Raw genomic sequence first — 24,263 nt, 5'->3', positions numbered from 1 at the left:
GAACAACTAAGGAAACCATGCGCACCCGATACGTTCTCCCCGTCCTCACCATCGCTACAGCGCTCGCGCTCTCCGGCTGCGTCAACAACAGCGAACCGGCCGCCACCGGCGGGGCATCCGGAACCGCGGACGCCATCGAGGTGAAAAAGAATGACTCCATTGCCTCGATGCTCCCGGAGAAAATAAAGAGCGCCGGCGTACTGAACGTCGGCATGGCGAACAACTACCCGCCCAACGAGTTCAAGGACGACAACGGTGCGCCGGCCGGTTGGTCCGTGGATCTCACCAACGCCCTGGGCCAGGTCATGGGTTTGAAGGTCAACTTCGACATTGGCACGTTCGACAACATCCTTCCGGCGGTGAAGGCAGGAAAGGATGACATGGGCATGTCCTCCTTCACAGACACCCTGGAACGCGAAAAGCAGGTCGATTTCGTCAACTACTACTCCGCCGGGATCCAGTGGGCCGCCCCCAAGGGAAAAACGGTGGACCCCAACAACGCCTGCGGACTCAAGGTCGCCGTCCAGGCAACCACCTATGAGGACACCCACGAGGTACCCGCAAAGTCGAAGGCCTGCACCGACGCCGGCAAACCCGCCATCACCATCTTCAAGTACGACGCCCAGGACCAGGCCACCAACGCTTTGGTAGTCGGCCAGGTGGACGCGATGAGCGCCGATTCGCCCGTTACCCTCTACGCGATCTCCAAGACCAAGGAGAAGTTGCAGACCGCCGGCGACGCCTTCGAAGTGGCACCCTACGGCATCCCCGTGGCCAAGGGCAGCGAATTTACGCCCGTCCTCCAGAAGGCTCTCCAGTCGTTGATCGACGACGGCACCTACAACAAGATCCTGTCAAAGTGGGGCGTGGAAGCCGGCGGAGTTAAGACGGCCGACCTCAACGTGGCAGCCAAAGGGTGATAGCAGATGAGCGAGCCGGAATCGGACCGGATGATTGAGGCGGAACCCGGGGGCAACCGGGAGTCCGGCCGGAAACCGCGTGCTGGCAGGGGACGGGACGCGGACGACGCGCCGCCAGAGGCGATCGTCGCAATCCCGCTGAGGCACCCGTGGCGGAACGTGGTGGCGGTGCTCCTCGTCCTTGGGCTGGCGGTCTTTGTGCTGGATGCGGCCCAGCGCTCCGACTATGGCTGGTCGGACGTGGGCAAGTACATCTTTGATCGCCGGATCAGCCAGGCTGCGTGGGTGACGTTATGGCTGACGATCTACGCGATGATAGGCGCGATCGTCATCGGATTGCTGCTGGCCATCATGCGGCTTTCGCCGAACCCGGTTTTGAAGAGCATCGCCTGGCTGTACATCTGGATCTTCCGGGGAACCCCGGTCTACGTGCAGCTGGTTTTCTGGGGCATTGTGTCCTTGATTTATCCCGTGTTCACGCTGGGCATTCCGTTCATGGAGCCGTGGGTCACAGTCCCGAATGAAGTGTTCACCAACCTCTTCATTACCGCCGTGATCGGGCTGGCACTCAACGAGGCTGCCTACATGTCCGAGATCGTGCGGGCCGGCCTGCTCTCAGTCGATGAGGGTCAGGAAGAGGCCTCGACGGCGCTGGCGATGTCCTGGGGACAGACGATGCGGTACGTCGTGGTTCCGCAGGCGATGAAAATCATCATTCCGCCTACGGGCAACGAGGTGATCTCGATGCTCAAGACCACCTCGCTGGTGGCCGCGATCCCGTTGAGCATTGACCTTTACGGGGTGTCCCGCGGTATTTCCGCCGTGACGTTCACTCCGGTGCCACTGCTGATCGTGGCTTCGCTCTGGTACCTGCTTTTCACCTCCGTCCTGATGGTTGGGCAGCATTTCATTGAAAAGCGGTTCTCGCGAGGAACCGGGAGGCTCAAGACGGGCAAGGAGCCGGCGACGCCGGGACCGGCGCCGACGGCGGTCCCCGGTACGCCCGCCCCACCGCTCGGCACAGACTTTGGAGGAAAAGGATGACGGACACGGCGATGGTGCTTGCGGAACGGGTTTCCAAGAACTTCGGCACCAATAAGGTGCTGCGCGGGATCAGCCTCGAGGTCGACCCCGGGGAGGTGCTCTGCATTGTGGGGCCCAGCGGTTCCGGTAAATCGACGTTCCTGCGGTGCATCAACCACCTGGAACGGGTTGATGGCGGCCGGCTTTCGGTCGACGGACAGCTGGTTGGCTACCGTCAGAAGGGGGACAAGCTCTACGAGCTGAAGCTCAAGGAAGCAGCCTTCCAGCGCCAGGAGATCGGGATGGTCTTCCAGCGGTTCAACCTCTTTCCGCACCTGACCGCCGTGGAAAACATCATCCTGGCGCCCATGCGGGTAAAGGGTCTTTCCAAGGCCAAAGCCACGGCCCGGGCCATGGAGCTGCTGGAGCGTGTGGGCCTGGGGGACAAGGGGGACGCTTATCCGGCACACCTGTCGGGCGGTCAGCAGCAGCGCGTGGCTATCGCCCGTGCTCTGGCCATGGACCCGAAGCTCATGCTCTTTGATGAGCCGACCAGTGCCCTGGACCCCGAGCTGGTGGGCGAGGTGCTCGACGTCATGAAGGAATTGGCCAAGAGCGGCATGACCATGATCGTGGTGACCCACGAGATGGGGTTCGCCCGCGAAGTGGCGGACACACTGGTGTTCATGGACGAAGGCGTGGTGGTGGAGGCCGGCCCACCCCGGCAGATCCTGAGCGATCCGCAGCACGACCGGACCAAGGCCTTTCTTTCCAAGGTTCTCTGACATGGACATCTGACCGTGCGGGGTCGGGCTGGGGCCCAACCGGGACCTGTGGCTTCGCCGCCGCCCGAGTGGAAAAATGAACCTGTGGACAGCCTCGCGGGCACCAAGGTCTGGGCTGACTACAACGCGGCCCAGGCAACCCGTCCCGTGCGCTCCCTCTGCCTGGACGCCATGGCGCTCGCCGGTCCGGGCGGCGGCCGCCAGGCCATAGATCTGGGGTGCGGCGCGGGCAAGGAAACGCTGGCCCTGCTGCGGGACGGCTGGCGCGTTCACGCCGTCGACTCCCTTCCGGACACCCGGGACCGGCTGCTGGCGATCGTCCCGGCGGACGCGGACGGCCGGCTCAGTATCGACGTGCGGACCTTCCAGGAACTCCGCGCCCTTCCGCCGGCGGACCTCGTCTTCGCCGGCTACTCGCTGCCGTTCATCCACCCGGATCATTTCGGAAGGTTCTGGGCTGCGATGCTGGGCGCCCTCGGGCCCGGCGGCGTCGTGGCCGTCAACTTGTTCGGTGACCGGGACTCCTGGGCCGGCGTCCCGGAATGGAACTTCCACACGGAAGACGCGGCACGGCGGCTCTTTGATGGCCTGCAGATCCTGAAGTTCGAGGTGTACGACGCCGACGGCCAGTCCTTCCGAGGCCCGAAGCACTGGCACATTTACGACGTCGTCGCCCGCAGGCCGTGACGTAGCAGCCGGCCCGGCGCCGCGGACTGTGTCGGTGGGTTCGATTTTGGCAGGCACTGTGGGACAGACTGTTGCCGTGAGCAACTCTCCCCGGACGGGCCTGGCCGTCGCAGGACTCAGCCTGGGCACGGCACTGAACCCGCTGAATTCCTCGATGATTGCCGTCGCCCTGGTGGTGCTGCGCGCCGATTTCGGGCTCGACGTCGCCACCGTCACCTGGGTGATCACCTCCTTCTACCTCACCTCCGCGGCGGGACAGCCGCTCATGGGCCGGCTGGCGGACCGGTTCGGACCGCGGCGCCTGTTTGAGCTGGGCATGGTCCTGGTGGCCGTGACCTGTGCGGTGGCTCCGTTTGCGCCTAACTTTGCCGTGCTTTGTGTGGCCCGCGCCGTCATGGCCCTCGGCACGGCGGCCGCGTACCCGTGCGCCGTCGTGATGGTCGGGGCCCTGGCGAAGCAGGCAAACGTGAAATCCTCCCGGCCGCTGGGCCGGATCCAGATGGCCAACACGTCCGCGGCCGCCGTCGGGCCGGTGGTGGGCGGGCTACTGGTTGGCTTCGTCGGCTGGCAGGCGCTGTTCGTATTGAACGTTCCGCTGGCCCTGGCTGCTATCATCCTGGTCCGCCGTTTCGCCCCTGCGGACGGTGCCCGGGAACGCGGCTCGGCGTCGGAACTGCTGCGGGACTCGGACATTCCGGGCATCCTGGCCTTCATCGGCTCCATGGTCCTGGTGATGATGGCGCTGCTCAACGTCCTGCCGGACTACCGCTGGTGGCTGCTCGGCGGAGGCACACTGCTGGCAGCCCTCTTCGTGTGGCGCGAGCTGCGCTTCAGCCCGCCGTTCCTGGACCTGCGGCTGCTGGGCAGGAACCGGCCGCTGCTGCTGGTCTACCTCGGCTTCGCCCTCTTCAGCTGCGTCTACTACTTCGCGTTCTTCGGCCTGCCGCAGCTGCTGCAGGAAGCCGGCGGCTATGATCCCCGCGTGGTCGGACTCCTGGTGCTGCCGCTGGCGGCGGTCTCGGTGGTGTCGACGCCGGTGGCCGTCCGCGCGATGGACCGGTTCGGGGTCAAACGCGTGCTGGTCGCCGGCGTCGTGATGCTCATGGTGGCCTCCGCCGCGATGTGGCTGCTGACCGCCTCGTTCGCCATCCCGCTGGTCATTGCGCTCACCGCACTGCTGGGTGTCCCGTACGGGGTGGCCAGCATCGCCTACAACCAGGGCATGTACCTTTCCACGCGGCCGGAGGAGCGCGGTGTGGCCGCCGGTATATTCCAGACTTGCCGGTACCTCGGGGCGATCATGGCGACGGTCCTGATCGGGATCTTCTACGGCACGGGCGTGAACCAGGCCAACTGGGGGCTTGTGGTCACGGTGATGCTGGGGCTCGGCGGCGTGGTGTTGGCGGTGTCGCTCCTGTGGCGGGAACGGCGCTAGTCACGGCGTCTTGGGGCGCCTGATGCCCCGGTGTGGCTGCCGCCGTCGTCCCCTTGTCGCCGTCTTTCGCCAGCGTTTCTGATCCTCTATTTCCGCGGGCCCAAGTCGGTCCATAATGTCCACATAAGCTTCGGGGACCCTCGTGCCGATGATGGCTGGGGCGGCACCATAGAGTCCCAGGTGGCTGCCCCGGAACTCGGCGCGACGGGCGGTCACGGGTCCGGGCAGGGACGTTCGGGGACCGAAAGCGGGGGGAGAGCATCGCCATCGCCGCGACACATCAATGCACAAGGAGATCATCATGCTGAAGGATTCAAACATCATGGCTGTCCTCCCCGCGAAGGACATCAACCGGGCCAAGGATTTCTACCGGGACAAGCTGGGCATCGAACCCTCCGAGTCCATGGAAGAGGGCAGCGTGATGTACCGCTGCGGCAACGGAACGGGCTTCCTCATCTACCAGACAGAAAATGCTGGTTCAGCCAAAAACACCCAGATGGGTTGGGAAACGGACAACCTCGACCGCGAGATGGAGGAACTGCGGGGCCGTGGCGTCGTCTTTGAAGACTACGATTTTCCCGGTCTGAAGACGGAGAACGGCGTTGCCACCGCTGACTGGGGCAGGTCCGCCTGGTTCCTGGACAGCGAGGGCAACATTCTCAACATCGCTCAGCGCACGTAGGCCGGAGGCTGGCGTCGATCCGCCACGCGAAGCCTTGCTGCGGGCAGCAACGAAACCGGCCCCCACCTTCAAGGAGGGAGCCGGTTTCAGCATGGACACCAGCGTCAAGGACGCGGCGCCGGGAGGCAGGAATCAGCCCTTGAGCTCGTAGGCTTTCGGAAGCTTCAGTCCGCGCTCTTCCATAACGGTGCGCAGGCGGGTGGGGTAATCGGTGATGATGCCGTCCACACCGAGGTCCATCAGCCGTGTCATGTCCGCTGTGGTGTTGACGGTCCAGGGGACCACCGGCAGGCCGAGCTCGTGCGCCTCAGCGATCATCCCGGGGGTGACGGAGCGGAAGGCGGGGGAGACGGCGTCGTAGCCCTGGGCGGCCGCGGCTTTGGCAAGGGATCCGCCGTAGGTATCGATGTCGATGCCGCCGAGGTTGGCGCTGGCGCCGGGCTGCCCGACCTCGAGCCAGGCGTCGCCGCTGGACAGGGCCACGAGCGGCAGCTCCGGGGCGATCTTTTGGGTCAGGTTCAGCGATGACCAGTCGAACGACTGCACGGTGGTGCGATCCGCCATGCCGGACGCCCGGATCTCCGCGACCACGGCCGTGGTCAGGGCCACCATGCCCTCGCCGCCGGACATCCCGTCCTCGACCTTCGTCTCGATGTTGAAGCGGACCTTCTTGGCGCCGGCGTCGCGCACCAGCTGGAACACGTCCTGGAGCTCGGCGATCCGGTTGCCCTCGATCACGTCCTGCTCCGGGTAGCCCTTGAGCTGGGTGAAGCCGCAGTCCAGCGTCTTGATCTGGGCAAGCGACAGCTCGGCAACCCGGTCACCGACATACGGGAAAGCGGCGTCGCCCGGAGTGACCGGCGCGGTGTCCTGGCACTTGTCGGCCTGGATCGTGTCGTCGTGCCAGACGATGACCTTCCCGTCGGCGGTCAGGTGGGTGTCGAGCTCCAGCGTGGTCACGCCGAGTTCCAGCGAGCTGGCGAAGGCTGCCAGGGATTCCTCGGTCCATTCGCCGCGGCCTCCCCGGTGCGACTGCAGGTCAAAGGCCCCGTTGCTCTGGTTGGTTTTGATGCCGGCTGGTGCCCCTGCGGCAGCGGTTCCGGCAGCGTTCGACGACGGCGCGGAGCCAGCTTCGGGGTGTGAAGCGGCGACGGCGGGGCTCGCCAGAGAGGCGATGAGCGCGGCGGCGGCCGCGGCAGTCAGGACTGTGCGCATGGTGATGGTTCCTCCTGGGTGACGGTTGCCGGCGCTCCGCCGGCGACCCGACCACCCTAGGGAGGCGAGGTGGACGGCGTCGTTCGGAGAACTGGATCCCGGGTGAACATTTCGTCGCCGGGGGTAGGCCGGGACCGCTGCAAACGCGGTAGCCACGGCACCTTGACACACCCAAACCGCCGGAATAAGTTCGGCCTTAACGGAGCGTTTCGCCCGTTTCACATCACTTTTACAGTCTCTCTCGGCGCTCCACGCGGGCGCCCACTGCCCGGAATGGCGGCCTGCGGCGTGGGGTCGTGTGGCGTGCCCGGACAAGGCGCTGGGGATCCAATTCGGTCTCTCGCCTATAAGGAGTCGAAAATGTCGGAAGGTATTGGACTGATAGAGCGGTTTTACAAGGATGTAATGGAGAGCGGAAACGTCGCCCTGGTCGATGAGCTGGCGACGGACAGCTACGTCGATCACGAAGAGGGCCTCCCGGGGCAACCAGCCGGCAGGGACGGCGTGAAGTTCTTCGTGAACACGATGCGGTCGGCTTTCCCTGACATCAAGGTCAAGGAGATCGCGCCCTCGCTGAGCGCCGGAAACATGGAGGCGTGCCACGTGATCCTAACGGGCACCCACCGTGGCGAGCTGGCCGGCATCCCGGCCACCGGCAAGAGCGTGGAGTTCGACTGCACGGATATCATCCGTGTCGAGGACGGGAAAGTGGCCGAGCACTGGGGCACCACGGACAACATGAAGCTCATGCAGCAGATCGGCGCCATGGCTATGGCCTGAGTAAATCCGAAGCACGACGGCGGCCGGAACCGCCGCCGTCGGGCTTCACGCCTTAACCGTCGAGTCCCGCCTCGATCGCGTCCAGGTCACGGACGGCGTACCGGTGGTGTTCCCATTCCTCATCAAGAATGGTGTGCAGGCACGACAGGATGGTCACCGCATGGTCGGGGCCCCAGGGATTCTTGCGCACGCTGGCCAGGTCAGACGCGGTGACCGCGGCGAGAAAATCGCGCACCATGGCTACCCGGCCGGCCCGGACTTCAAGCACTTCGGCGTACGTCGGTGCCGGCGTCGAGAAGACTGACATGTCATAACCGTCGGGCTCGTACTCAAAGTTTGGCTGACCCACGGGGTGATACGGCTGCTCGATCTCCAGAATGGCCCGGCCCAGCCACGTGTCGGTGGCCATGACCAGGTGACGCAGCGTCTGGGCGAAGGACCACTCGCCATCCACGGAGATATCGACAGTGCCTGCCGGCATCGCCGCCGCCCGATCGAGCGTCGCCTGCCACGTCCGCTCCAGCACGGCCCAGGCTTCACGAAGACCGTCGGGATCGCCGGCGCGTCGTTCGGCGCGGCCGGGAAAGCGGCGGTTCAGTTCGGCCTCGACGAAAGGGGCCACATCGACGCCGTTGACGCGCAGGACGTTCCCGCCGTCGAACAGCCACGGTGCATCGATGTCAGCCCCGCCGACTTCTACCCCGCGCATCACCGCGCCGGAAAGGTCAGACCGGACGAACCGGGCCCCGTGCAAGTTCACGTCGACGAATGTTGCTCCAAGGAGGTCATCGGACTGATTGAAGTTTGCCATGGCGAAAACTGTCCCACGAGTTTCCCCCGGACGCACGAGAAATACGGAAGTGGTCAGCCGACGGGGGCGGTCAGCCGCTCGCCGTTGAAGTATTCGAGGTTCCAGCCCTCCGCGGGGTGGTGGTGGGCCAGGTTGAGCACGGCGTTGTCGACGCTCGGCAGGGTGCGGCCGACCGCGCGGCTGAGGCTCACCCTGAGGAGCGAGCCGTGCGTGACCACCAGGACGCGGCCGCCGCGGAACTCCTCGGCCAGACCTTCCAGTGCGGCGAGACCGCGGCCCGCAGCTTCGTCCTCGCCTTCGGCGCCGTGGAAACCGCCGGGGGTGCGCAGGGCGTCGAGCTCGGGACCGTCCTGCATGCCCTCGGCGGGGCCGAAGCTGCGCTCGGTGAGCTCCGGGACGCGCCGGGCCACGGTGAGCCCGAGCCCGGCGGCGATCAGGTCGGCGGTTTCCGCGGCGCGGCTCAGCGGTGACGACACGACGGCGTCCCACCCGTGTCCGGCCAGGGCTTCGACTGCGTCCCGCGCCTGGTCACGGCCGATGTCGTTCAGCGGGATGTCGGTGGATCCCTGCAGCCGGCGCTGCGCATTCCAGTCGGTCTGGCCGTGGCGGATGAGCGCGAAGGTTGTAACGGTCATGGTTCCAGTCTGCCTTGGCGGGCGTTGGAACCGGACATCGCAGGAATGCGGCGCGGGACCGTCTCAGGTGCGGCTGTTCAGTACCGCCTGCAATTTCTCGAACGACTCGGTCCATCCGTTGCGGTGCAGGTCCACCCGCTCTTCCGTCAGGAACGGTCCCTGCGAGAGCGCCAGGCGCGTGGCTTCGCCGGTAGTCCCGAGGGAGAGGTCGACGACGGTTTCCCGGTCGTCCGGCGTCGGTTCCTCCCAGAGGAAGGTGTACACCAGGTGCCAGGGCGGATCGATCTCCAGGAACTCGCCGGAGAGATGGAACGGTTCGCCGTCCGGCGGCGCCATGCGGAACCGGTAGCGGCCGCCTTCTGTGAGGCTCAGTTCGGCTGCCGGGATGGTGAAGCCCTGCGGACCCCACCACTTCGCCAGTTCGGTCGATTCCGTCAGCATCCTGAAGACTTCTTCCGGGGGAGCATCGAGGGTGCATTCGAGGTTCAGGACCAGTCCGCCAGTTTCCTCATTCATCATTCAACTCTGGCACCCTGCGGACGCGAACGGAAGCGGATCGGGCGGTCAGCCGACTGGCCGAATTACTGCGTTATGCCGCCAGCCCGCTCTGCGCCTTCGCTGCGTGCTGCGGAGCCCTGGTGGCGGCGAGCTGCTTCGCCAGGTATTTGGCGTCCCGGCCCACGCCCGGGAGGGTTTCCGAGGCTTCTGCGAAGATGAGCTCCTTCCCCAGCAGGTACAGGCCCGGCAAGGCGTCCACGATCCCGCGGTGCTGCTGCTCCCGCCAGTTCACGGGCAGCGCCGGGATGTCCAGCCAGGGGTAGGCCTCGGTGAAGCCGGTGCACCAGATGACGTTTGCCACCGGGAGGCGCCGGCCGTCGTCGAGCATGACGTCGCCGTCCTCAACTCCGGTGACCCGCGGCACCAGGCGGACCCCGGCGGCGCGCAGGTCCGCGAGCTTGGTGCGGATCAGCGGCCTGGCCATGGCAGCAATCTTGGGCAGCGCCCTGCGCCCGACCGGCGTGGTGGTGGTCAGCACATGCAGCCCGGCGAAGCGGACCACCGGGAACACAAAGCGCGCCGCGGCCCGGCCGTGCCGGAACGGGAGCTGGGCACTCGGCTTGCCGGCCAGCCAGGTGTCATGCGTGCGGCTGGTCTCCAGAGCGATCTCCGCACCGGAGTTGCCCACGCCCACCACCAGGACGTGGCCGGGCTTGAGCTGGGCCGGGTTCTTGTAGTCGCGGGAGTGGAGCTGCACGACGTCGGACGGCAGGTCCGCCGCAAAGCCCGGCGTCCTGGGCAGCTGGCAGGCGCCGGTGGCGAGGACGACGTTCGCCGCCGTCCAGCGCTGCGTCCCGGCCGTGACCTGGAACCGCTGCCCGTCGTGGCTAAGCCGGGTGACCGCCGTGTTGGGCCGGACCGGCAGGTGGAACCGGGAAGCGTAGTCCTCCAGATAGTCCGCCTGCTCGTCCTTGGTGGGGAAGGCCAGGGGGTCGCCCGGGAAGGGCCGGCCGGGCAGGCCGTTGTACTTGGCGGGGGTAAACAGCCGCAGCGAGTCCCAGCGGCTCCGCCACGCCTCGCCAACCCGTGTGCCGGCGTCGAGAATGACAAAGTCCCGGTGCTGCTGCGCCAGGTAGTAGCCCAGCGCCAGGCCGGACTGACCGGCGCCGATGATGACGGTGTCGACGTCGGCGATGCCGCCTTTGCCAGTGCCGACTACGCCGCCGGTGTCAGCTGCTGGGGTGGTGTTCATAGTGGTGCCTCCTTGGTGTTGCAGGTGCAGTGGGGTGGTTATGAACGCTGTGCCTGCTGCGGCGCCGGGTGGCGCGCGGGTCCGGACCGGAACCGCAGGTACCAGATGAGCAGCAGCGCGGAGGCGACGACGTAGAAGAAGTGCAGCAGCCAGATCGGCCCCAGCGGGAGGCTGAAGACGTACACGGAGTGCACTGCGTTGGCGACGTTGCTCAGCGCTAGGTAGCCGAGGCTGTAGGAGTCAAGGTTCCTCGTGTGGAGGGCCTTGAGCAGCATGGGCAGGTAGCTCACCGCGAAGAGGCCGGTGGAAACCATTCCTGCGAGCACTGAAACGTTCATGCCTTAACGCTATTTTTCGTCGCGTTGCGGCGAATCGGGCGAATCACCCAATTCTTATGGGCAGGGGAGAACTCGGGAATGGGTAATTTTATGCAGGGCGGGAGGTCAGGGCGAGTCCGTGCTGGTAGGCGTAGGCCGTGACCGCGGCCCGGGAGGTTAGGCCCAGTTTGGTGAAGATATTGCTCAGATGGCGGGCCACCGTTTTTTCGCTGATGAACAGCTCGGCGGCGATGTTGCGGTTGCTCAGTCCGGCGGCGACGAGCTGGACCACCTCGGTTTCGCGGGCGGTGAGCGGCCCGGCGTCGGCGGCGTGATGGGCGCCGTTCCCGGTGCTGGGCGCCGGGGCTGTCCGGGCGTCCGCCGCTACGGGCGCCGGTTGCTTAAGCCCCGCCAGCTCAAGTTCCGCCAGCGCCGGGGCGGCGCCCAGCTCGGAAAAGACGGCCCGGGCCGCCTCACGCTCCGTCCGGGCGGATTCCTCATCTCCGAGCGCGGCGCACACCCTGGCCAGGAGGGCGCGGCAGCGGGCAGCCTCGAACGGTGCGTCGAGGCTCAGCCAGCGGGACCACGCGTGGCGCAGCGGGACCAGGGCGGCCCTGGGGTCGCCGTCGTGGAACAGGACAGCGGCTTGGGATTGCTCGGCGAGGGCGTGCAGCAGGGGCATGTCGATCGAGGCGCACAGCGAGTCCAGCTCCTCCACGGCGGCCCGAGCTGCCGGTGCGTCGCCTGCTGCCAGCTCGATCTCCACCCGGGCGGCGAGCATCAGGCGCCGGTAGGCGGGGTCGATGCCGTCCATGGCCTGCCGGAGCAGGGACTGGGCCTGGTCAGGCCTGCCTTGGGCCAGGCGCAGGAGGGCCAGCCCGGGCTGCGCCGGGAAGCCGGTGTCCTGGGCGTGCAGGTAGGCGGCCTCGGCGGCGTCGAAGTCGCCCCGGAGCCGGTGGATTTCGGCCTGTTGGTAGAAGCCGCCGTAGGTGGCCATCCGGTCGCCGCGGAAGGCGAGGTCCTGCGCCGTTTTGGCGGCGTCGATCGCCTCGGTCCAGGCGCCGTGCAGCCGGTAGAGCTCGGCCCGGTGCATCTGGCATTGGCCGCTGAACGCCACCAGCTTCTGCTGCGAGTCGCACCACCGTTCCAGAGCCCGCGTCCACTCGTGGGCGCGGCGCAGGTCGAAGGCCAGATGGCAGGTCTCGATCACCGCGCAGTAGATGATTCCGGCGGGGACGGGGGAGAGTTCCCCGACGGTGACGGCCACCATGGCTTCGTCGAGCAGGGCCAGGCCGTCGTCCACCTCGCCCAGCATGATCTTTGCCTGCCCAAGGCCCAGAGTTCCGAGGGCCGCCGAGTCAGCGTCGCCGCGCGCCCGACCCAGCTCGGCAGTCCGGGTGAAGGCTTCCGCGGCGGAGGCGCCGTCGCCCTGGTAGAGGGCGCCCAGCCCGACAGGGACGGACAGCAGGCCCTCGAAGGGGCAGGGCTCGGGCAGGTCCTCGACGATCCGGCGGGCGCGGGCCAGCCAGCCGGCGCTGCGGGCCGGTTCGCCCAGCAGGATGAGGTTCATTCCGGTCCAGACGGCGCAGCGGGCGGCCGCGGGGTAGTCGCCGTCGGCGAGGTACTTCAGGTGCGCCCGGGCCAGGATGTCCACCCCCTCGGAGCCCCGGCCGGTGAGGATGACGGAGATGGCCAGCTGTTCCAGATCGCCGGCGGGAAGTTCCTCGTCCTGGTCGGCGGCGGTGTACTGCCCGACGGCGTCCGGCCAGCGCCGTGCGGCGTAGGCTTCCCGGCCGTCTGCGAGTGTAGACATCGCGCCTCCCCGTTCCCGGTGGCGGGTCTGAGCCTGTGGGCACAGCCCGCCCGGCCCTCCCGGAACCGGTGGTGGGCGGCGTGGCCCGTCATCTGCTTTTCAGGCTACAGCCGGGGTTTAGGGGCGGCAAGGTGCGGGCCGAAACGCCAACAGGGCGTGCATTTCAACCACGACGGCGGCGTCCGGCCGGCGCTCGCCGGCCCGCCTCAGGTGTACATGAGGGAGCCGGGGGTGGTGAGGAGTTCGCCGGTTTCCAGCCAGGTCTTCAGGCCGGAGATGATCATCGGCCAGCCGCCGTAGAGCTGGTCGTTGGCGCCTTCGCGGAGCTGGTCGTGGGTGACGGTCAGGCGGCAGGAATCGCCCACTGGTTCGATTTCCCAGGTCACCCGGGACGTGCCTTCGGCCTTGACGTCCTCGCCCCAGAGCGCGCGCATGCTCTGCACGAGCCGGCGGGGCGGGTCAACCTCCAGGTTTTCGCCCTCGCCCAGGGGTTCCCCGCCCTTGGGTGCCATCTCGAACCGGGATCCCGGCGTCCAGTCCGAGGTGATGACGGACCCGAACTGGTATTTGCTGCGGATCTCGCCGTCCGTGATGGCCTCCCAGAGCCGCTCCGGGGTCGTCTTGATATAGATTTCGAAGATCTTTTCCATGGGACTTTCCAATCTGGTTTTGAGGTCGCTGAGGCCAGCGGCCCATGGTTCGGCATATTTGCTCACCCAGCGGTCGTGGACCAGCCGGATGGGCACCGGATTCAGGAAGTGGAGTTTCTCGCGACCCCGACGGCGGGTCACCACGAGGCCGGCGTCCTCCAGAACCTTGAGGTGCTTCATCACGCCGTAGCGGGTCATCTCGAAGCGGGCCTCAAGAGCGTGGAGGGTCTGCCCGTCGTTCCTGAAGAGCTCATCCAGGAGATCGCGGCGGGTGGCGTCGGCCAGGGCCTTGAATACGGCGTCCACAGGTTCAGGATAGGTGACTGATTGGTCACATGTCTAGGGTCTAGTTCGTGTCCGGATTCCCACGCCGGAGGTGTCGGTGGTGCCGCTCGTAACTGTCGAACACATCGGACGACGTGGCTCCTGAATGGCCGAATTTGCCGCGAAGGACCTCCGCGAGAGCGTCCAGTGACGCGTGGAGCATCCGTCCGGCGAACTGGAGTTCAAGGCTGTCGCTGCGCTGGGCCTGGGATGCCAGCTCCTGGGCGTAGGCCACTGTGGCGGGCAAGGAGCCGCGCTGCTCAATCTCACGGAAGTAGTAGGTTTCATGGAACGCCAGCAGATCTATGCTTACCGATGCCACGTTTCCGGCCATTGATTCCAGCAGCCCGGCAGCATGCCCGGGATCCAGCGACAAAACACCCGACGGGCCCGCAGCTTCCCTGAACAGGTTCAGCTGGTGGGCAAGGATCCGGCGGCGGTTCAGGGCCGGGTACATCTGCAGGATCCAGGTGACCGTCGCCGTTAACAACCCGAACCCGGTGACGGCCTGGAGGGCCACCACCAACCTGAGGAGCGGATCCGCCGGCACGATGTCGCCGAACCCCAACGTGGAAAGCGTGACAAGGGAGATGTAGAGCGCTTCCGCAAAGTCGCCCCGCTGTGGAACTCCGGGTCCGTGAACAAAGCCGGCCGGCAGATGGGGCAGATAGAGCAGGGCCCAGCCGATGGCCGCCAGGCTTGCCCAGGCTCCAATCACAGCGGCCATGGCCAAAGGTGCTGCGATGAAGGAGCCCCGGCCCCGCAGTTTTCTGGACACCAGCCAGAATCCGCGCATGATCGCCCGGCCCAGAGGACCGGACCCATGCGGGTAGAGGAGCGTACGAAAGACATCAACGAGCATCAGGAGAACCAGCCCGGCCCCCAAAACCGTCCAGAGCGTGCCTTCGAAGTCCATTGCCTCATCCTATGGGCGGCGCCCTGAGCGCAGTCATAGACAGAGGAACCCCGCAGTGCCCGGCACTGCGGGGTTCCTCTGTGGCTGGATGCCGGTTACTCGGAACCGGGTTTCTGTTCCCGGTCCCGGAGGTTCTTCTTGATCTCGTCGAACTTCTCCTTGATGACCCGCTCCGCCTCCGACAGGGTTTTGCTGGCGCTGCTCAGGGGATCCATCTGAACGTAGACGTTGTGGCCGACAGGCAAGTCGTACTCGTCCTTCAAGTGGGTGCCGCCGCCCACGCCCTGAAGGGACAGGTAGACCATGGCGTCCGTCCGGGCGATGCCGGAGAGTGTTCCGAAGACAACTGTGAAGTCGTTAGGTTCAAAGCTCACAGTCTGACCGATATGGCTGCGGTCCAGGTCACCGGCTGCGACCGGCTTCTCGGACGGACTTCCGCTGTAGCTCATGAACTTCTCCTAATAAGTCGAGGGACACGTACCACAGCAGTCTATCTATGCGGCCCGTGAAGGTCCGGCGGTTCCGCTGCCGGCGAGGAAGCCGGGTAGGGCCCCCGGATCGATTGACTTTCGATGGGTAATAGCTGAAACTCGATGCATGCAATTTACTCGATTGGCTGTCATCGCCCTTCGGATCGTCCTAGTTGTGGCGTTCCTCCTGCTGGTCCTGTTCCAGGTCATGTCCCTGCCCGGGCAGTTCGCCCACATGGCGCAGGAGAATCCGGACCGCGCCTCCCTGCAGTGGCCGCTCACCATCTTCTCGATCCTGGAGGTCGCCTGCGTCCAGGTGGTGATTGTGAGCACGTGGAAGTTGCTCACGATGGTCAAGCTGGGCAGCATCTTCAGCAACGGCGCACTGCGGTGGGTCGACGCGATTGTCTGGTCCATTGCCGCCGGTTGGACGATGCTGGCGGTACTGTCCGCTTCCGTCGTGCTCAGCGCGGATGACCCTGGCCTGCCGCTCCTGCTGTTCCTGCTGCTGGTGGCTGGCGCGGCCCTGGGCCTTGTGGTCGTGGTGTTGCGCGCGCTACTCCGGCAGGCCACGGACCTTCGCACCGACATGGAAGCGGTCATCTGATGCCCATCGTGGTGCGCATCGACGTCGAACTGGCCAAACAAAAAATGAGCGTGGGCGAGTTCGCCGACCTTGTGGGACTCACCCCGGCGAACGTGGGCGTGCTCAAAAACGGCCGGGCAAAGGCTGTCCGCTTCAGCACCCTGGAGGCGATGTGCCGGGTCCTCAAGTGCCAGCCGGGTGACCTACTGGAGTTCGTCGAGGAATGATGGGAGTCTGGCGGGGAGTAGCCCAATAGGAATGCTCGTTACCGCAGCGGGGCCTCAGCACCTGTGCACTGAACGGCAGGCGCAGACGGCTGATTATGTCCGTCTGCACCCGCCGCCGCGCTACTTGGTCACGTGAACGACAACGGCTTTGCTAACGGGCTGCTTAGCGCCCGGGTTATCGATTCCGGTGACTGTCCAGTTGCTTAGCAAGAGGACTGTTTTGCCTGTATCGGCGTTGTAAATGATGTTCTCGAATCCCAAGGCCGCCAAGTCGTCGTCGAGGGCCTGAGCATTCATGCCTGCAACTGCGGCCGGAATTACGGCTGTCTCGGCCGGAGCGGGAGCGGCAGGTACGGCAGCTGCGGCGGCTGGAGCCGCCGCGGCTGCTGTCACAGTCGCCGTTACGGTCGCCGTGGCGGTTTCCGTTACAGTCACGGTCTCGGTGACGGTCGGAGCAGCTTTAGGCGTATTTGCTCCCGCGCATCCTGATAGTGCAAGACACAGCAAGCCCGTCAGGGCCAGTTCTTTCTTCATTATTCCCATTTTCATTTGTTCTGGATTTAGCAGCCCACCGGCTGGGCTTGATCGATTCAGGCCCCTAGAGACCGGTCTTGCTTACTCCGTACTCGGCCTGCGCCGGGCTGAAGCCTTCATAGAGCAGTTGATCGATCAGTCCGGAGCGCGAGAAGGACGAGTATTCAAGGTAATCCTTGGCTTTCTTGGCTGCCTGCTCGTTCCAGTTAACTTTCGCGCGGTCCACGGCCCAGGTCGCGTCCCCGGTCGAATACTTTTCGTAGACAAGCTGCTTGATCAGACCTGTGCGGGAGAAGGCGGAGTAATCGAGGTAATCAGCAGCTTTCCCCAGAGCGTTTTGCTGACTGATCGTCCCAGCTTCCGCAGCAGCCTTGGCCGCAGCGTCAGCGTCAGCCTTAGCCTTGGCAGCTGCGTCAGCCTTGGCCTTGGCGTCAGCGTCCGCTTTAGCCTTGGCTGCAGCGTCTGCCTCAGCTTTGGCGGCCTTAGCGGCAGCGTCTGCTTCAGCTTTGGCAGCCTTTTCAGCCGCGTCCGCCTCAGCCTTGGCGGCGGCGGGATCCTTCGTTGCCGTCTCTGACGGGACAGCAGCTGCGGTGACTGCGTCGTCCACGGCGGACGCGGGCGAGGCGGACGTTGTCGCGGCTCCCGCACGGCTGGCATTGATAATGATGCTCAGGAGGAGGAAGGCGGCTGTGACGATCAAGGCCACTTTCTTGTGCTTGTCGTAGCCCTCCAAAGGACGGCCCTGCTTGTCGCTGGTCTTGTTCATCAGGACAAAGATGAGATCGATCAGGGCCCAGATGCCCAGACCACCGAGGGTGACCAGCTTCAGGATACCGGTTCCGATTTTGCCCAGATAGAAACGGTCCACGCCGAGAACGCCGAGGAGGAGGGACAGCAGCCATGTCACGAGGAATGACTTGTTGCTCTGTTGCGCCTGTCCATAGCCGTGGGACGGCGGATAGGGGGCGAGGTTCGGGTATTGGCTCATGAGAGTCCTTTCATAGGACACCTGACCGACGTGCGATGCGAAGCGTGCGGAGTGGGTGCGGTGATGGACGCGCATTGAGGGAGCCCGGCCTGGAATACGGGCCGCAGACGCGCTACATCGCGCCAGCCAAAAGTCACAAGCATTTTCGCTTCCCCCAATAGCGTCGCGGGCGTCTATGCCCGCAAAACGGATGCTACACCTCGACACCGACATCGAATGCAATCGCATTGGAAAATGTCGTCTCGGTCGTTTTTCAGAAAAGTGCCGGCGTTCAAAAGAAGCGTGCTAGTTGGCATTCCGAGGCGGAGAGTCCTCCTGAATCAGACTTGTCGACACGTCATGAAGAAGCAAAGGAAAGCTGCGCAACGGATGACGATTGAAGAGCCAACATGCCCGTCTGGGGAAGACTCGACGAGGGTGCCGTGTCGTCAATCTTGCGTTTACGCTCCGCCGGCGAGAGATCGTTGTTAGAGTCCCTGCATGAATACACTCGGAGCACTTGATCCCCACCTCCAAGCGGTTGTCCAGGCGGCGGAGAACGGCGCCATCTTGCAGCGCATCGTTGTTGTATGCGGGTCCACCGTGTATATAGGCATCCCTACGAGCACGTCCAATTTTATTGGCACGAACGTGAGCGCGTTTGCAGCAGAGATTGTGAAGGACGTTGGGGGTTGGAAGATGCCCCGGCACGAAAAGGAAGCCATCGCCGCGCAACAGGCGAGTGATTTGATGGAGGTGCTGTCCCCGGGGGACAGCCTCCCCACACTGGAATTCCTCACGCTATGTCCTGCCCAAGTGATCCCCTCAGGAATGACCAGCTACGAAGTCCCGGCTGTTCGTGTGAACCTTTACCAAGTTGATGCCTGGTGGGTTGCGCCGTTCTTGGAACACCAAGCGAAGTTCCGGGGCGGTGGTGTCGGAGTTAGCTTCTAGCTCCCTCGTGGACCCCACGCGAGACAGCCACGTCTCCGTCCTTCTCTTACGACAAAGGCCGTCCGCGTTCCTGATGGAACGTGGACGGCCCTCTGAGACCGGTCGAGTCAGTCCCGCAGAACCCACACCGCGTTGTTCGGCTGCAGCCAGCCGTCCTCCGCCAGGGGCGCGGCGCTGAGCAGCACCGATCCGGTGGGGAGTTGCACGGGTTCGGTGCCCGTTGCGACGGCGACGAAGAAGTCCGCGCGGCGTTCGCAGATGAGCAGGTTCCCCGGTTCGACGCGCCAGGTGCCGCCGTCGTGCGGGCCGAAGAACGTTCAATCTAGGGTGCGCAACTCACGGGACTGCCACGATCATGTCAGCCGGGTCCGGCCCCGGCTCCTGGCCACCGGGAGAACTGCTCCGTGCACCGCTGGGTCTACCCGCACCAACGTTTGGGACCCCCAACCGCGGCTCCTCGCCGATGTGATTTTTCGGATTCCGGGGGAGAAAGACGTCATGCCTGCCAAAGAAGTCCGGCGGCCGCAACCAGAGACTCCATGGAAACTGATCGGGGCAGGTGGCGGCCTGCTCGCACTCCTCGTCGTCGGGGCGCTCATCATCAGTGCGGTCGGGGGAGGGGGTAGTTCAAACAACAGTGCCGAGGCGCTCCCGTCGCCGACTCCATCCCAGATTGTCGAAACTGAAGCACGGACCGCACCTGCTGAGGCAACGGCGCCCTCGATCGAGTCCCCGCCAGCTACCGCTGTGGTCACAGCTATCACCGTCGATGAACTGCTAGACAAGCTCAACTCCGCTCAGATGGGGGGAATCAGAAACGGTGACCGGTTTGGGCTGACTGGCGAGCTGTTCATGTCCGAGCTGTGGATGACCGGGGCGGCCGGTGAGTTTACCGTCTTGCTAAAAGCTCAAGGGGGAGCCCAAGACCTGCTCGTGTTCGTGGACGAGTCAGATGCTGCCGGGTGGCGGGACGGTACAAAGGTCCAGATGGTTGTGGAATCGGGTGAGGCAACGATTAACGGTGAGACCACAGAGGGTTGGTTGAGGGCTGTGTCCGTGGACACGATCCCCTAGCCAATAGCACTCCCCGGCCTGATCGTTGATGGTCTTCTCCATAGAGAGTCACTGAATGCAGCGCATAACCGAATGTCGGCGAACTGCAACACTTTTTGTTAGGAGTTCCTGACAGAGAATGAATTCGTCCACAAAACGGCAGTGCTGCTGCAGTTCGCCGTGGTCGGTCACCCGGAGTCTGAGAAGCCAAATTGGATTCGTATCGATGCCGCTATGAATGCAGTGCCTCGCAACATGTGTGGGGCGAACGCACTCGAGGGCGGCGGCGAGGTCAAGCCTCGTCTTGTGCAGGTCCAAATTTTCGCCCCTGTCTGGGGTCGCAAGGGGCTTCTGATCCCATCCGTCATCGAAACCCTCAGCGCGCCGAGGTAAGGGGCACTCACCTCCTTGTTGCTGGCTTCTTCCACGTGCTGCTCGACTTCACCGAGGCCTTGCACCACGACTTCACCGAGTACAGCGTCCGGTACCCCTGGCGCCTCCACGCCATCGCCGAGTGCGACGAGCAGGCGCTGGAGGCTGAAATTCCCGAGGGGGCAGGCTTCATATCACGATCGCTTCGATGCGCGCCGTAAGAGTCCGCTGGTTGTCTTCTTGATTCCAAGAAGGAACTGCTGTGAACGCCCTATGAAGCCCATTAACGGGATCACGACGAAGTTCACTGCTTCGTCCGAAGAGACAATGTAAACGACCGCAAAGTTGCCATGCTGGGCAGCACCCAGACCAATGACTACATATCGTGCAGCGAAATCAGTTCCAGCACCTTGGCCCCCAGGTCCCTTCACCATGAAGGCCTCTGATTTCGGTGGGTCGATTTTGAGTGCATTCGGACTCGTGAAGCGACCTCCGCTAATTTTTTTGACCCGTCGACCCAGGGATCGTAGACCAGCGTCCGCTTGTGAATAAAGACCTGCTTCTCGCTGATTTCCTGTTCAGGGTTTGGGTAGCTGGTGGCGGCGTGTCTCATGGCGTAGAAAAATTCCAAGTCAATCATTCGATGGCCAGATGTCTCCGGGGTTGCTGAGGGTAGGAGACTGTTTGGTCGCCAGGGGTTCAGGAAAATCGCCGACTCCTGTATCGGGCATTGGGTCTGGTTCCTTGGGGAGGTTTTCGAACGGGTCCGGGTCAGGTTCCGGTTTCGACGGGCTTGGGGTTGGGCTGCTGCCCTGGTTGTTCCCGCTTGACGCGCCGCCGCGTCAGCCAGGATGACAAGCACGGATTACAGGGGTCCGGACCTAGGGAGCCATACGGCGGCGAAGGTGCCGACGTCCCATGCCGGGGCCTCCCCGAACGGCTTACCGGTGACGGGCAGCTCGACGTCCGCCGGAAGGACGGCGCTCATATTCCCCCGATATGTGGTGCCCCGTTTCGGCGCAGTCATAGCGAGTATACGCAGTCAGACCCGGTCCCACATGAGGGCCGGGCCTCCGTGCTAGCGGCCGAGTGAAGCGGGCCGTACGACATCCATCCAGTCCAGGAACTCGGCAACAGTACCGATCCGGGCGATGCGCTCGTGGATGGCCTTCTGGTCGTGGCCGGGGACGAAGTCGCCTCCGGTCGTCATCTCGCCGCAGCCGCACCGGCAAGGCTGGCCGGCTTCGCCGTCGAAGTCAGCGTCCTCGAAGTACCGAACCGGGTTCCGGGCTGCGCCGACGGGGCTCGGGTGGCCGACGTATTTGTCGAAGACCGGGTGTCCCTTGCTGAGGATCTTGCCGTGGATCGTGTAGCGGTCATCGCGCTTCTCATCGGGGTTCCGCCCGTACAGGGTGGTGCGCTCCAAGGAGTCGATTTCGACGGCCTGGATGACGGTCCGCCCGAAGGAGAACAGCGCGTACCGCTCCTTCTGGCCGCGGGCACCGATTGCCCATTCGCCGTGGTTGGCCTCGTACATTTCATCCTGGGTCATGCCGGCTTCATAGCCGACGTACGGGCGGCCGAGACCGTCCTGCTCAGGATTGACAGGCTTCTTGGCGGTGACGGTGATGTGCAGCATTGGTGCTCCTTGGATGGGAATCTATAGATAGGACTCCCGGGTAACCCAACTATGCTCGGAGGTGTGATACTTGTCAAGGTCGGGAGTCTCATCTATATGAGTCGGGAAGGCAGGGCTCCTTCTCCGTACCCCTTTGGCCGTGACTCATTGCGCGCGTGGACGTAGAACCTGCTCTCAGCGAGCGGTCGAGTTGGGTGCCGGGTTGGCGTCGTTTCCTGCGTTGAGCAGCATGTCGAAGCTGGCCGTGCCGTAGTCCGGGGGCGTAGCTGTGATTACCACGTACGTCCGCTCGGTGGCTTGCTGCGAGCCGGGGCGAGTTTGCTGTTGCTCGTGGCTGAGAATGTGTCTAGGAGCGGCATTGCTGATGAGGAGAGAGAGTCGCGCGCCAAGCTCTACGATTCGAAGACGCTTGTCGCTCCTTGGTGAGGTGGGCAACGGCGCCTGTCCCATACGCTCGGGCGTTCCGGGGCTTTTCCAGTCCTGCCCGGCCGTAGTCTTTCGCAGCGTTGCGCGCAATGCCAGTCCGGGAACACCATTAACGAGCAGCGGCAGTACGTCGTCGGTGTTGATCAAGGCTTTGAGTTGATCGACGGAGAGTGCATCGCTTCTGTTGCCGGTCAGCTCGAGGATGGTCCTGTTGACGCTGGAGGTGAAACGGTGGAGAAAGCCGTCTTCAGCTGCGAGTTGGGCGGCTATGAGGATCGGAGTAGCAATGGTCGCACACGTGGAGGCGAATAGCAGGGACGCTTCGACGCTGCGCATGCCTGGTATGAGCACGGCTAGTATCAGGCTCGCGATGAACCCGATAAGACCGGTGCCGAAGAACACTTTGAAGATGCGTGGCTTTTCGTTCCATTGCTCTGAACTGAAGCTATCTACAACCCACAGTTCTGGTTTGGGGGTCTCCACGTCTAGTGCCCCTTCACTTCTATAAGCGCCTCAGCGAGAATGACGGCCTGCCGCGCGTCCTTGAGGTCGTCACGCAGGCCCATATCCTGAATTGCCGACGGAGCCCCGCTCCGTGAGCCGGCAAGTTGGGCCACAGCCTTATTGAGGTTTTCGCGCTCTTGGGAAAGCATCCGTGATGAATGGAGTTTTACACTACTTTTCTCGAGCTCCAAGAGTGAGTCATCGATTTCCTCGAAGTGGCCACGGATCGCAAGTCTCTTTGCTTCGATTCGTTGCGTCCGCTCCCGGAACATAGACTCCATTTTTGCAGCAACTTCCTGGAGCTCGACCTGGGTTCCATGATCCTTAGCGTCTTCGCGTCGATGAGCCAGGATTCCCGCCACTATAGTGCTCCTTTGGGCCCAGAGTTGGAGGCCGGTTGCGTTGTGTTCATAAAGTCTTTCGACGACTTCTATCGTCGCATCTAAGGCTTCACGTCTGCTAACGAGGCTGGCCCTGGCAAGGTCTAATCTCATCAGGAATTCGGCGTAGTGCCCTTCGGGATCTACGACATTGGTACTCCGTTTACTCATGTTTTTGAATTCCTAACGTTGCAGATCGCATCCGGGAATCTGGACTCAGGACGTTCAGCCATTGTCCAGCTTGCCGTAGACAGTTATAGCTGAAATGAACATCACAACCGCACCGATTGCAATTGCACCGCCCATTTTGCGACCTCCCCTTATGAGGGCCCATGATTGCCGTCCCGTAACGGAAATGTACAGGCCGGTCAAGAGAGCGCAAAGGGCCAAACCTACGAGAGCGCCGCTAAGACCGCCCACCACCGCGCTTCGGGCCATGAAGAGGGTAGTGATGACGCTCACGATCAAAGTCGAGGGACGGAGGACGCGGCGCTGGCGCAGAACCTCCGTGTTGGTCACGGGACGTGCGATTTTTCTGTTCACCAAAGTACCTACAGTTTTCCATTCAGCAACTGCTAAAACGAGCGGTTCCAAAGACTATTGGTCTCGCAGAGTTTACAGCCAGCGGTGGACATAGCTGTTGACAACTCGTCAAGAGTCGATATTTCCGGGCCGGATGTGTACACCGCCCCGATCGAGACGTTCGATAAGGTGATGCGGCTGTGCACCAAGCTCGAGCCCGATTACGCCGACGAGGTCGTGGCCCGGATGGATTGGCCGCTCTGGCGCTCTGCCCGAACGCTCCACACGCGGCCGTTCTTAAAGACGTGCTGACTTCCGTGAAGATCGATGACGGGGTCGACACCGTCGGGAAGGACATGGAGCAGGGGACGTACCGGACCAAGCCGAGCGCCAGGGACTGCTACTGGTCCCGGACCACCGGCGGCGGCAACATCATCGCCAACGACATGGTCGGGTTCGCGCCGGCCGGCGTCACCGTGTACCCGGGCGAAGGCTTCGAGTCCAGCCGCTGCGGCGTCTGGACGAAGATCGGCTGACCAGCATCCACCCCAAGGCCCCGGCCCGTCACTTACGACGGGCCGGGGCCTCTTTGCTGCCCTCCTCGCGGTCTGGCTGCTAGCCGAAGCGCCGGCAAGGTGCACCCCGACGCGGCGAGGACGAGCGCCTTGAGCAGCAGCCCTGGCAGCGACCGGTTTCATGACTTCAGTGGAAAGCTGCCGGTACCAAGACTGCGCTGCACAGCCACAGGACACGGATCGGGTGCGATTCCGCGGCCGTAGGCGGACGGGTCCTTGTCCTGTGTATGGGGGGCTAGTCTGACCTCGATCGTCGGCGTTGCCGCGGGCGCGTCACCGATGATCAGGAGGATGCCTCGGAGTTCGATCCG

28 protein-coding genes are annotated in these 24,263 nt (G+C 64.1%); 12 read left to right on the top strand and 16 right to left on the bottom strand.

Annotated features, from left to right (window positions below; all coding sequences use genetic code 11):
- Window positions 1–17: 17 nt before the first annotated feature.
- The 6 genes from AC6EUH_RS14375 to AC6EUH_RS14350 all read left to right on the top strand — a co-directional run bounded on the left by AC6EUH_RS14375 (window position 18) and on the right by AC6EUH_RS14350 (window position 5,532).
- Window positions 18–920: an ABC transporter substrate-binding protein gene (locus AC6EUH_RS14375; protein ID WP_056433460.1), complete on the top strand. Its 903-nt coding sequence runs from the start codon at window positions 18–20 to the stop codon at window positions 918–920.
- 6 nt (window positions 921–926) lie between these two features.
- On the top strand, window positions 927–1,964 hold the full coding sequence (locus AC6EUH_RS14370; protein ID WP_499739073.1) for an amino acid ABC transporter permease: 1,038 nt from the start codon (window positions 927–929) through the stop codon (window positions 1,962–1,964).
- A complete protein-coding gene (locus AC6EUH_RS14365; protein WP_499739072.1) occupies window positions 1,961–2,728 on the top strand; it encodes an amino acid ABC transporter ATP-binding protein in 768 nt (255 codons plus the stop codon). The genes AC6EUH_RS14370 and AC6EUH_RS14365 overlap by 4 nt, the downstream gene beginning before the upstream one ends.
- An 84-nt stretch (window positions 2,729–2,812) precedes the next feature.
- On the top strand, window positions 2,813–3,415 hold the full coding sequence (locus AC6EUH_RS14360; protein WP_499739071.1) for a class I SAM-dependent methyltransferase: 603 nt from the start codon (window positions 2,813–2,815) through the stop codon (window positions 3,413–3,415).
- A 76-nt stretch (window positions 3,416–3,491) separates the two neighbouring features.
- Window positions 3,492–4,850, top strand: a complete 1,359-nt coding sequence (locus AC6EUH_RS14355; RefSeq protein ID WP_499739070.1) for an MFS transporter — start codon at window positions 3,492–3,494, stop codon at window positions 4,848–4,850.
- A gap of 301 nt (window positions 4,851–5,151) precedes the next feature.
- Window positions 5,152–5,532: a VOC family protein gene (locus AC6EUH_RS14350; RefSeq protein ID WP_499739069.1), complete on the top strand. Its 381-nt coding sequence runs from the start codon at window positions 5,152–5,154 to the stop codon at window positions 5,530–5,532.
- A gap of 132 nt (window positions 5,533–5,664) precedes the next feature.
- Here AC6EUH_RS14350 and AC6EUH_RS14345 read toward each other — a convergent pair whose 3' ends face one another.
- Window positions 5,665–6,747, bottom strand: coding sequence for a glycerophosphodiester phosphodiesterase family protein (locus tag AC6EUH_RS14345; RefSeq protein ID WP_499739068.1), 1,083 nt, complete (start codon window positions 6,745–6,747; stop codon window positions 5,665–5,667).
- Window positions 6,748–7,107: 360 nt separating this feature from the next.
- On the opposite strand from AC6EUH_RS14345, the gene AC6EUH_RS14340 reads away from it, so the two are divergent.
- Complete coding sequence (locus tag AC6EUH_RS14340; protein WP_499739067.1) at window positions 7,108–7,527, top strand: ester cyclase; 420 nt, start codon at window positions 7,108–7,110, stop codon at window positions 7,525–7,527.
- Window positions 7,528–7,579: 52 nt separating this feature from the next.
- Here the strand turns inward: AC6EUH_RS14340 and AC6EUH_RS14335 are convergent, their stop codons facing one another.
- From AC6EUH_RS14335 to AC6EUH_RS14295, 9 genes are all read right to left on the bottom strand, one after another.
- A complete protein-coding gene (locus tag AC6EUH_RS14335; protein WP_499739066.1) occupies window positions 7,580–8,338 on the bottom strand; it encodes a DinB family protein in 759 nt (252 codons plus the stop codon).
- A gap of 53 nt (window positions 8,339–8,391) precedes the next feature.
- Window positions 8,392–8,973 carry a histidine phosphatase family protein gene (locus tag AC6EUH_RS14330; protein ID WP_499739065.1) on the bottom strand — a complete coding sequence of 194 codons (582 nt, stop codon included), beginning with the start codon at window positions 8,971–8,973 and terminating at the stop codon, window positions 8,392–8,394.
- Between the two features lie 63 nt (window positions 8,974–9,036).
- Window positions 9,037–9,489 (bottom strand): SRPBCC family protein, encoded by a 453-nt coding sequence (locus AC6EUH_RS14325; RefSeq protein ID WP_499739064.1) that lies wholly within the window; start codon window positions 9,487–9,489, stop codon window positions 9,037–9,039.
- A 73-nt stretch (window positions 9,490–9,562) separates the two neighbouring features.
- Window positions 9,563–10,723 (bottom strand): flavin-containing monooxygenase, encoded by a 1,161-nt coding sequence (locus AC6EUH_RS14320; protein WP_499739063.1) that lies wholly within the window; start codon window positions 10,721–10,723, stop codon window positions 9,563–9,565.
- 38 nt (window positions 10,724–10,761) lie between these two features.
- Window positions 10,762–11,061, bottom strand: a complete 300-nt coding sequence (locus AC6EUH_RS14315; protein ID WP_499739062.1) for a hypothetical protein — start codon at window positions 11,059–11,061, stop codon at window positions 10,762–10,764.
- Window positions 11,062–11,149: 88 nt separating this feature from the next.
- The gene (locus AC6EUH_RS14310) at window positions 11,150–12,853 is read right to left on the bottom strand and encodes a helix-turn-helix transcriptional regulator (protein WP_499739061.1); all 1,704 of its coding nucleotides are present in this window, start codon (window positions 12,851–12,853) and stop codon (window positions 11,150–11,152) included.
- 206 nt (window positions 12,854–13,059) lie between these two features.
- Window positions 13,060–13,809, bottom strand: coding sequence for an ArsR/SmtB family transcription factor (locus AC6EUH_RS14305; RefSeq protein ID WP_499739060.1), 750 nt, complete (start codon window positions 13,807–13,809; stop codon window positions 13,060–13,062).
- Between the two features lie 40 nt (window positions 13,810–13,849).
- Entirely contained in the window at window positions 13,850–14,743 is an 894-nt protein-coding gene (locus tag AC6EUH_RS14300) for a potassium channel family protein (RefSeq protein ID WP_499739059.1), read from the bottom strand.
- Between the two features lie 95 nt (window positions 14,744–14,838).
- Window positions 14,839–15,192 carry a hypothetical protein gene (locus AC6EUH_RS14295; protein ID WP_160667415.1) on the bottom strand — a complete coding sequence of 118 codons (354 nt, stop codon included), beginning with the start codon at window positions 15,190–15,192 and terminating at the stop codon, window positions 14,839–14,841.
- 148 nt (window positions 15,193–15,340) lie between these two features.
- Between AC6EUH_RS14295 and AC6EUH_RS14290 the strand changes: the two genes are divergently transcribed.
- Both AC6EUH_RS14290 and AC6EUH_RS14285 read left to right on the top strand, forming a co-directional pair.
- On the top strand, window positions 15,341–15,820 hold the full coding sequence (locus AC6EUH_RS14290) for a DUF2975 domain-containing protein (protein ID WP_499739058.1): 480 nt from the start codon (window positions 15,341–15,343) through the stop codon (window positions 15,818–15,820).
- Complete coding sequence (locus tag AC6EUH_RS14285; RefSeq protein ID WP_499739057.1) at window positions 15,820–16,026, top strand: helix-turn-helix domain-containing protein; 207 nt, start codon at window positions 15,820–15,822, stop codon at window positions 16,024–16,026. Before AC6EUH_RS14290 ends, AC6EUH_RS14285 begins: the two co-directional genes overlap by 1 nt.
- 120 nt (window positions 16,027–16,146) lie before the next feature.
- On the opposite strand, the gene AC6EUH_RS14280 is transcribed toward AC6EUH_RS14285, so the two are convergent.
- Window positions 16,147–16,560 (bottom strand): hypothetical protein, encoded by a 414-nt coding sequence (locus tag AC6EUH_RS14280; RefSeq protein ID WP_499739056.1) that lies wholly within the window; start codon window positions 16,558–16,560, stop codon window positions 16,147–16,149.
- Window positions 16,561–16,624: 64 nt separating this feature from the next.
- Window positions 16,625–17,548, bottom strand: coding sequence for an Ltp family lipoprotein (locus AC6EUH_RS14275; RefSeq protein ID WP_499739055.1), 924 nt, complete (start codon window positions 17,546–17,548; stop codon window positions 16,625–16,627).
- 480 nt (window positions 17,549–18,028) lie between these two features.
- Here AC6EUH_RS14275 and AC6EUH_RS14270 point away from each other — a divergent pair, with 480 nt between their 5' ends.
- Together AC6EUH_RS14270 and AC6EUH_RS14265 are read left to right on the top strand one after the other, a co-directional pair.
- Window positions 18,029–18,481, top strand: coding sequence for a hypothetical protein (locus tag AC6EUH_RS14270; protein WP_499739054.1), 453 nt, complete (start codon window positions 18,029–18,031; stop codon window positions 18,479–18,481).
- Between the two features lie 498 nt (window positions 18,482–18,979).
- Entirely contained in the window at window positions 18,980–19,555 is a 576-nt protein-coding gene (locus AC6EUH_RS14265) for a hypothetical protein (protein ID WP_499739053.1), read from the top strand.
- Between the two features lie 1,216 nt (window positions 19,556–20,771).
- Here AC6EUH_RS14265 and AC6EUH_RS14260 read toward each other — a convergent pair.
- From AC6EUH_RS14260 to AC6EUH_RS14245, 4 genes are all read right to left on the bottom strand, one after another.
- Window positions 20,772–20,894 (bottom strand): hypothetical protein, encoded by a 123-nt coding sequence (locus AC6EUH_RS14260; protein WP_499739052.1) that lies wholly within the window; start codon window positions 20,892–20,894, stop codon window positions 20,772–20,774.
- Window positions 20,895–20,984: 90 nt separating this feature from the next.
- Entirely contained in the window at window positions 20,985–21,545 is a 561-nt protein-coding gene (locus AC6EUH_RS14255) for a hypothetical protein (protein ID WP_499739051.1), read from the bottom strand.
- A gap of 174 nt (window positions 21,546–21,719) precedes the next feature.
- Window positions 21,720–22,454 carry a hypothetical protein gene (locus AC6EUH_RS14250; RefSeq protein WP_499739050.1) on the bottom strand — a complete coding sequence of 245 codons (735 nt, stop codon included), beginning with the start codon at window positions 22,452–22,454 and terminating at the stop codon, window positions 21,720–21,722.
- A 2-nt stretch (window positions 22,455–22,456) separates the two neighbouring features.
- Entirely contained in the window at window positions 22,457–23,026 is a 570-nt protein-coding gene (locus tag AC6EUH_RS14245) for a hypothetical protein (RefSeq protein WP_499739049.1), read from the bottom strand.
- 668 nt (window positions 23,027–23,694) lie between these two features.
- Here AC6EUH_RS14245 and AC6EUH_RS14240 point away from each other — a divergent pair.
- Window positions 23,695–23,913, top strand: a complete 219-nt coding sequence (locus AC6EUH_RS14240) for an Rv1352/Rv1906c domain-containing protein (protein WP_499739048.1) — start codon at window positions 23,695–23,697, stop codon at window positions 23,911–23,913.
- Window positions 23,914–24,263 lie beyond the last annotated feature (350 nt).

This window comes from Arthrobacter sp. 001422645, from assembly GCF_059816125.1.
This window is presented reverse-complemented; position numbering and strand designations above follow the sequence as displayed.

What these genes read in the sequence shown, in the direction of transcription:
- AC6EUH_RS14375 (WP_056433460.1), top strand. Translation starts at nt 18, where the DNA reads ATGCGCACCCGATACGTTCTCCCCGTCCTCACCATCGCTACAGCGCTC.
- AC6EUH_RS14370 (WP_499739073.1), top strand. Translation starts at nt 927, where the DNA reads ATGAGCGAGCCGGAATCGGACCGGATGATTGAGGCGGAACCCGGGGGC.
- AC6EUH_RS14365 (WP_499739072.1), top strand. Translation starts at nt 1,961, where the DNA reads ATGACGGACACGGCGATGGTGCTTGCGGAACGGGTTTCCAAGAACTTC.
- AC6EUH_RS14350 (WP_499739069.1), top strand. Translation starts at nt 5,152, where the DNA reads ATGCTGAAGGATTCAAACATCATGGCTGTCCTCCCCGCGAAGGACATC.
- AC6EUH_RS14345 (WP_499739068.1), bottom strand. Translation starts at nt 6,747, where the DNA reads ATGCGCACAGTCCTGACTGCCGCGGCCGCCGCCGCGCTCATCGCCTCT.
- AC6EUH_RS14340 (WP_499739067.1), top strand. Translation starts at nt 7,108, where the DNA reads ATGTCGGAAGGTATTGGACTGATAGAGCGGTTTTACAAGGATGTAATG.
- AC6EUH_RS14335 (WP_499739066.1), bottom strand. Translation starts at nt 8,338, where the DNA reads ATGGCAAACTTCAATCAGTCCGATGACCTCCTTGGAGCAACATTCGTC.
- AC6EUH_RS14330 (WP_499739065.1), bottom strand. Translation starts at nt 8,973, where the DNA reads ATGACCGTTACAACCTTCGCGCTCATCCGCCACGGCCAGACCGACTGG.
- AC6EUH_RS14325 (WP_499739064.1), bottom strand. Translation starts at nt 9,489, where the DNA reads ATGAATGAGGAAACTGGCGGACTGGTCCTGAACCTCGAATGCACCCTC.
- AC6EUH_RS14320 (WP_499739063.1), bottom strand. Translation starts at nt 10,723, where the DNA reads ATGAACACCACCCCAGCAGCTGACACCGGCGGCGTAGTCGGCACTGGC.
- AC6EUH_RS14315 (WP_499739062.1), bottom strand. Translation starts at nt 11,061, where the DNA reads ATGAACGTTTCAGTGCTCGCAGGAATGGTTTCCACCGGCCTCTTCGCG.
- AC6EUH_RS14310 (WP_499739061.1), bottom strand. Translation starts at nt 12,853, where the DNA reads ATGTCTACACTCGCAGACGGCCGGGAAGCCTACGCCGCACGGCGCTGG.
- AC6EUH_RS14300 (WP_499739059.1), bottom strand. Translation starts at nt 14,743, where the DNA reads ATGGACTTCGAAGGCACGCTCTGGACGGTTTTGGGGGCCGGGCTGGTT.
- AC6EUH_RS14295 (WP_160667415.1), bottom strand. Translation starts at nt 15,192, where the DNA reads ATGAGCTACAGCGGAAGTCCGTCCGAGAAGCCGGTCGCAGCCGGTGAC.
- AC6EUH_RS14290 (WP_499739058.1), top strand. Translation starts at nt 15,341, where the DNA reads ATGCAATTTACTCGATTGGCTGTCATCGCCCTTCGGATCGTCCTAGTT.
- AC6EUH_RS14285 (WP_499739057.1), top strand. Translation starts at nt 15,820, where the DNA reads ATGCCCATCGTGGTGCGCATCGACGTCGAACTGGCCAAACAAAAAATG.
- AC6EUH_RS14280 (WP_499739056.1), bottom strand. Translation starts at nt 16,560, where the DNA reads ATGAAGAAAGAACTGGCCCTGACGGGCTTGCTGTGTCTTGCACTATCA.
- AC6EUH_RS14275 (WP_499739055.1), bottom strand. Translation starts at nt 17,548, where the DNA reads ATGAGCCAATACCCGAACCTCGCCCCCTATCCGCCGTCCCACGGCTAT.
- AC6EUH_RS14270 (WP_499739054.1), top strand. Translation starts at nt 18,029, where the DNA reads ATGAATACACTCGGAGCACTTGATCCCCACCTCCAAGCGGTTGTCCAG.
- AC6EUH_RS14265 (WP_499739053.1), top strand. Translation starts at nt 18,980, where the DNA reads ATGCCTGCCAAAGAAGTCCGGCGGCCGCAACCAGAGACTCCATGGAAA.
- AC6EUH_RS14260 (WP_499739052.1), bottom strand. Translation starts at nt 20,894, where the DNA reads ATGAGCGCCGTCCTTCCGGCGGACGTCGAGCTGCCCGTCACCGGTAAG.
- AC6EUH_RS14255 (WP_499739051.1), bottom strand. Translation starts at nt 21,545, where the DNA reads ATGCTGCACATCACCGTCACCGCCAAGAAGCCTGTCAATCCTGAGCAG.
- AC6EUH_RS14245 (WP_499739049.1), bottom strand. Translation starts at nt 23,026, where the DNA reads ATGAGTAAACGGAGTACCAATGTCGTAGATCCCGAAGGGCACTACGCC.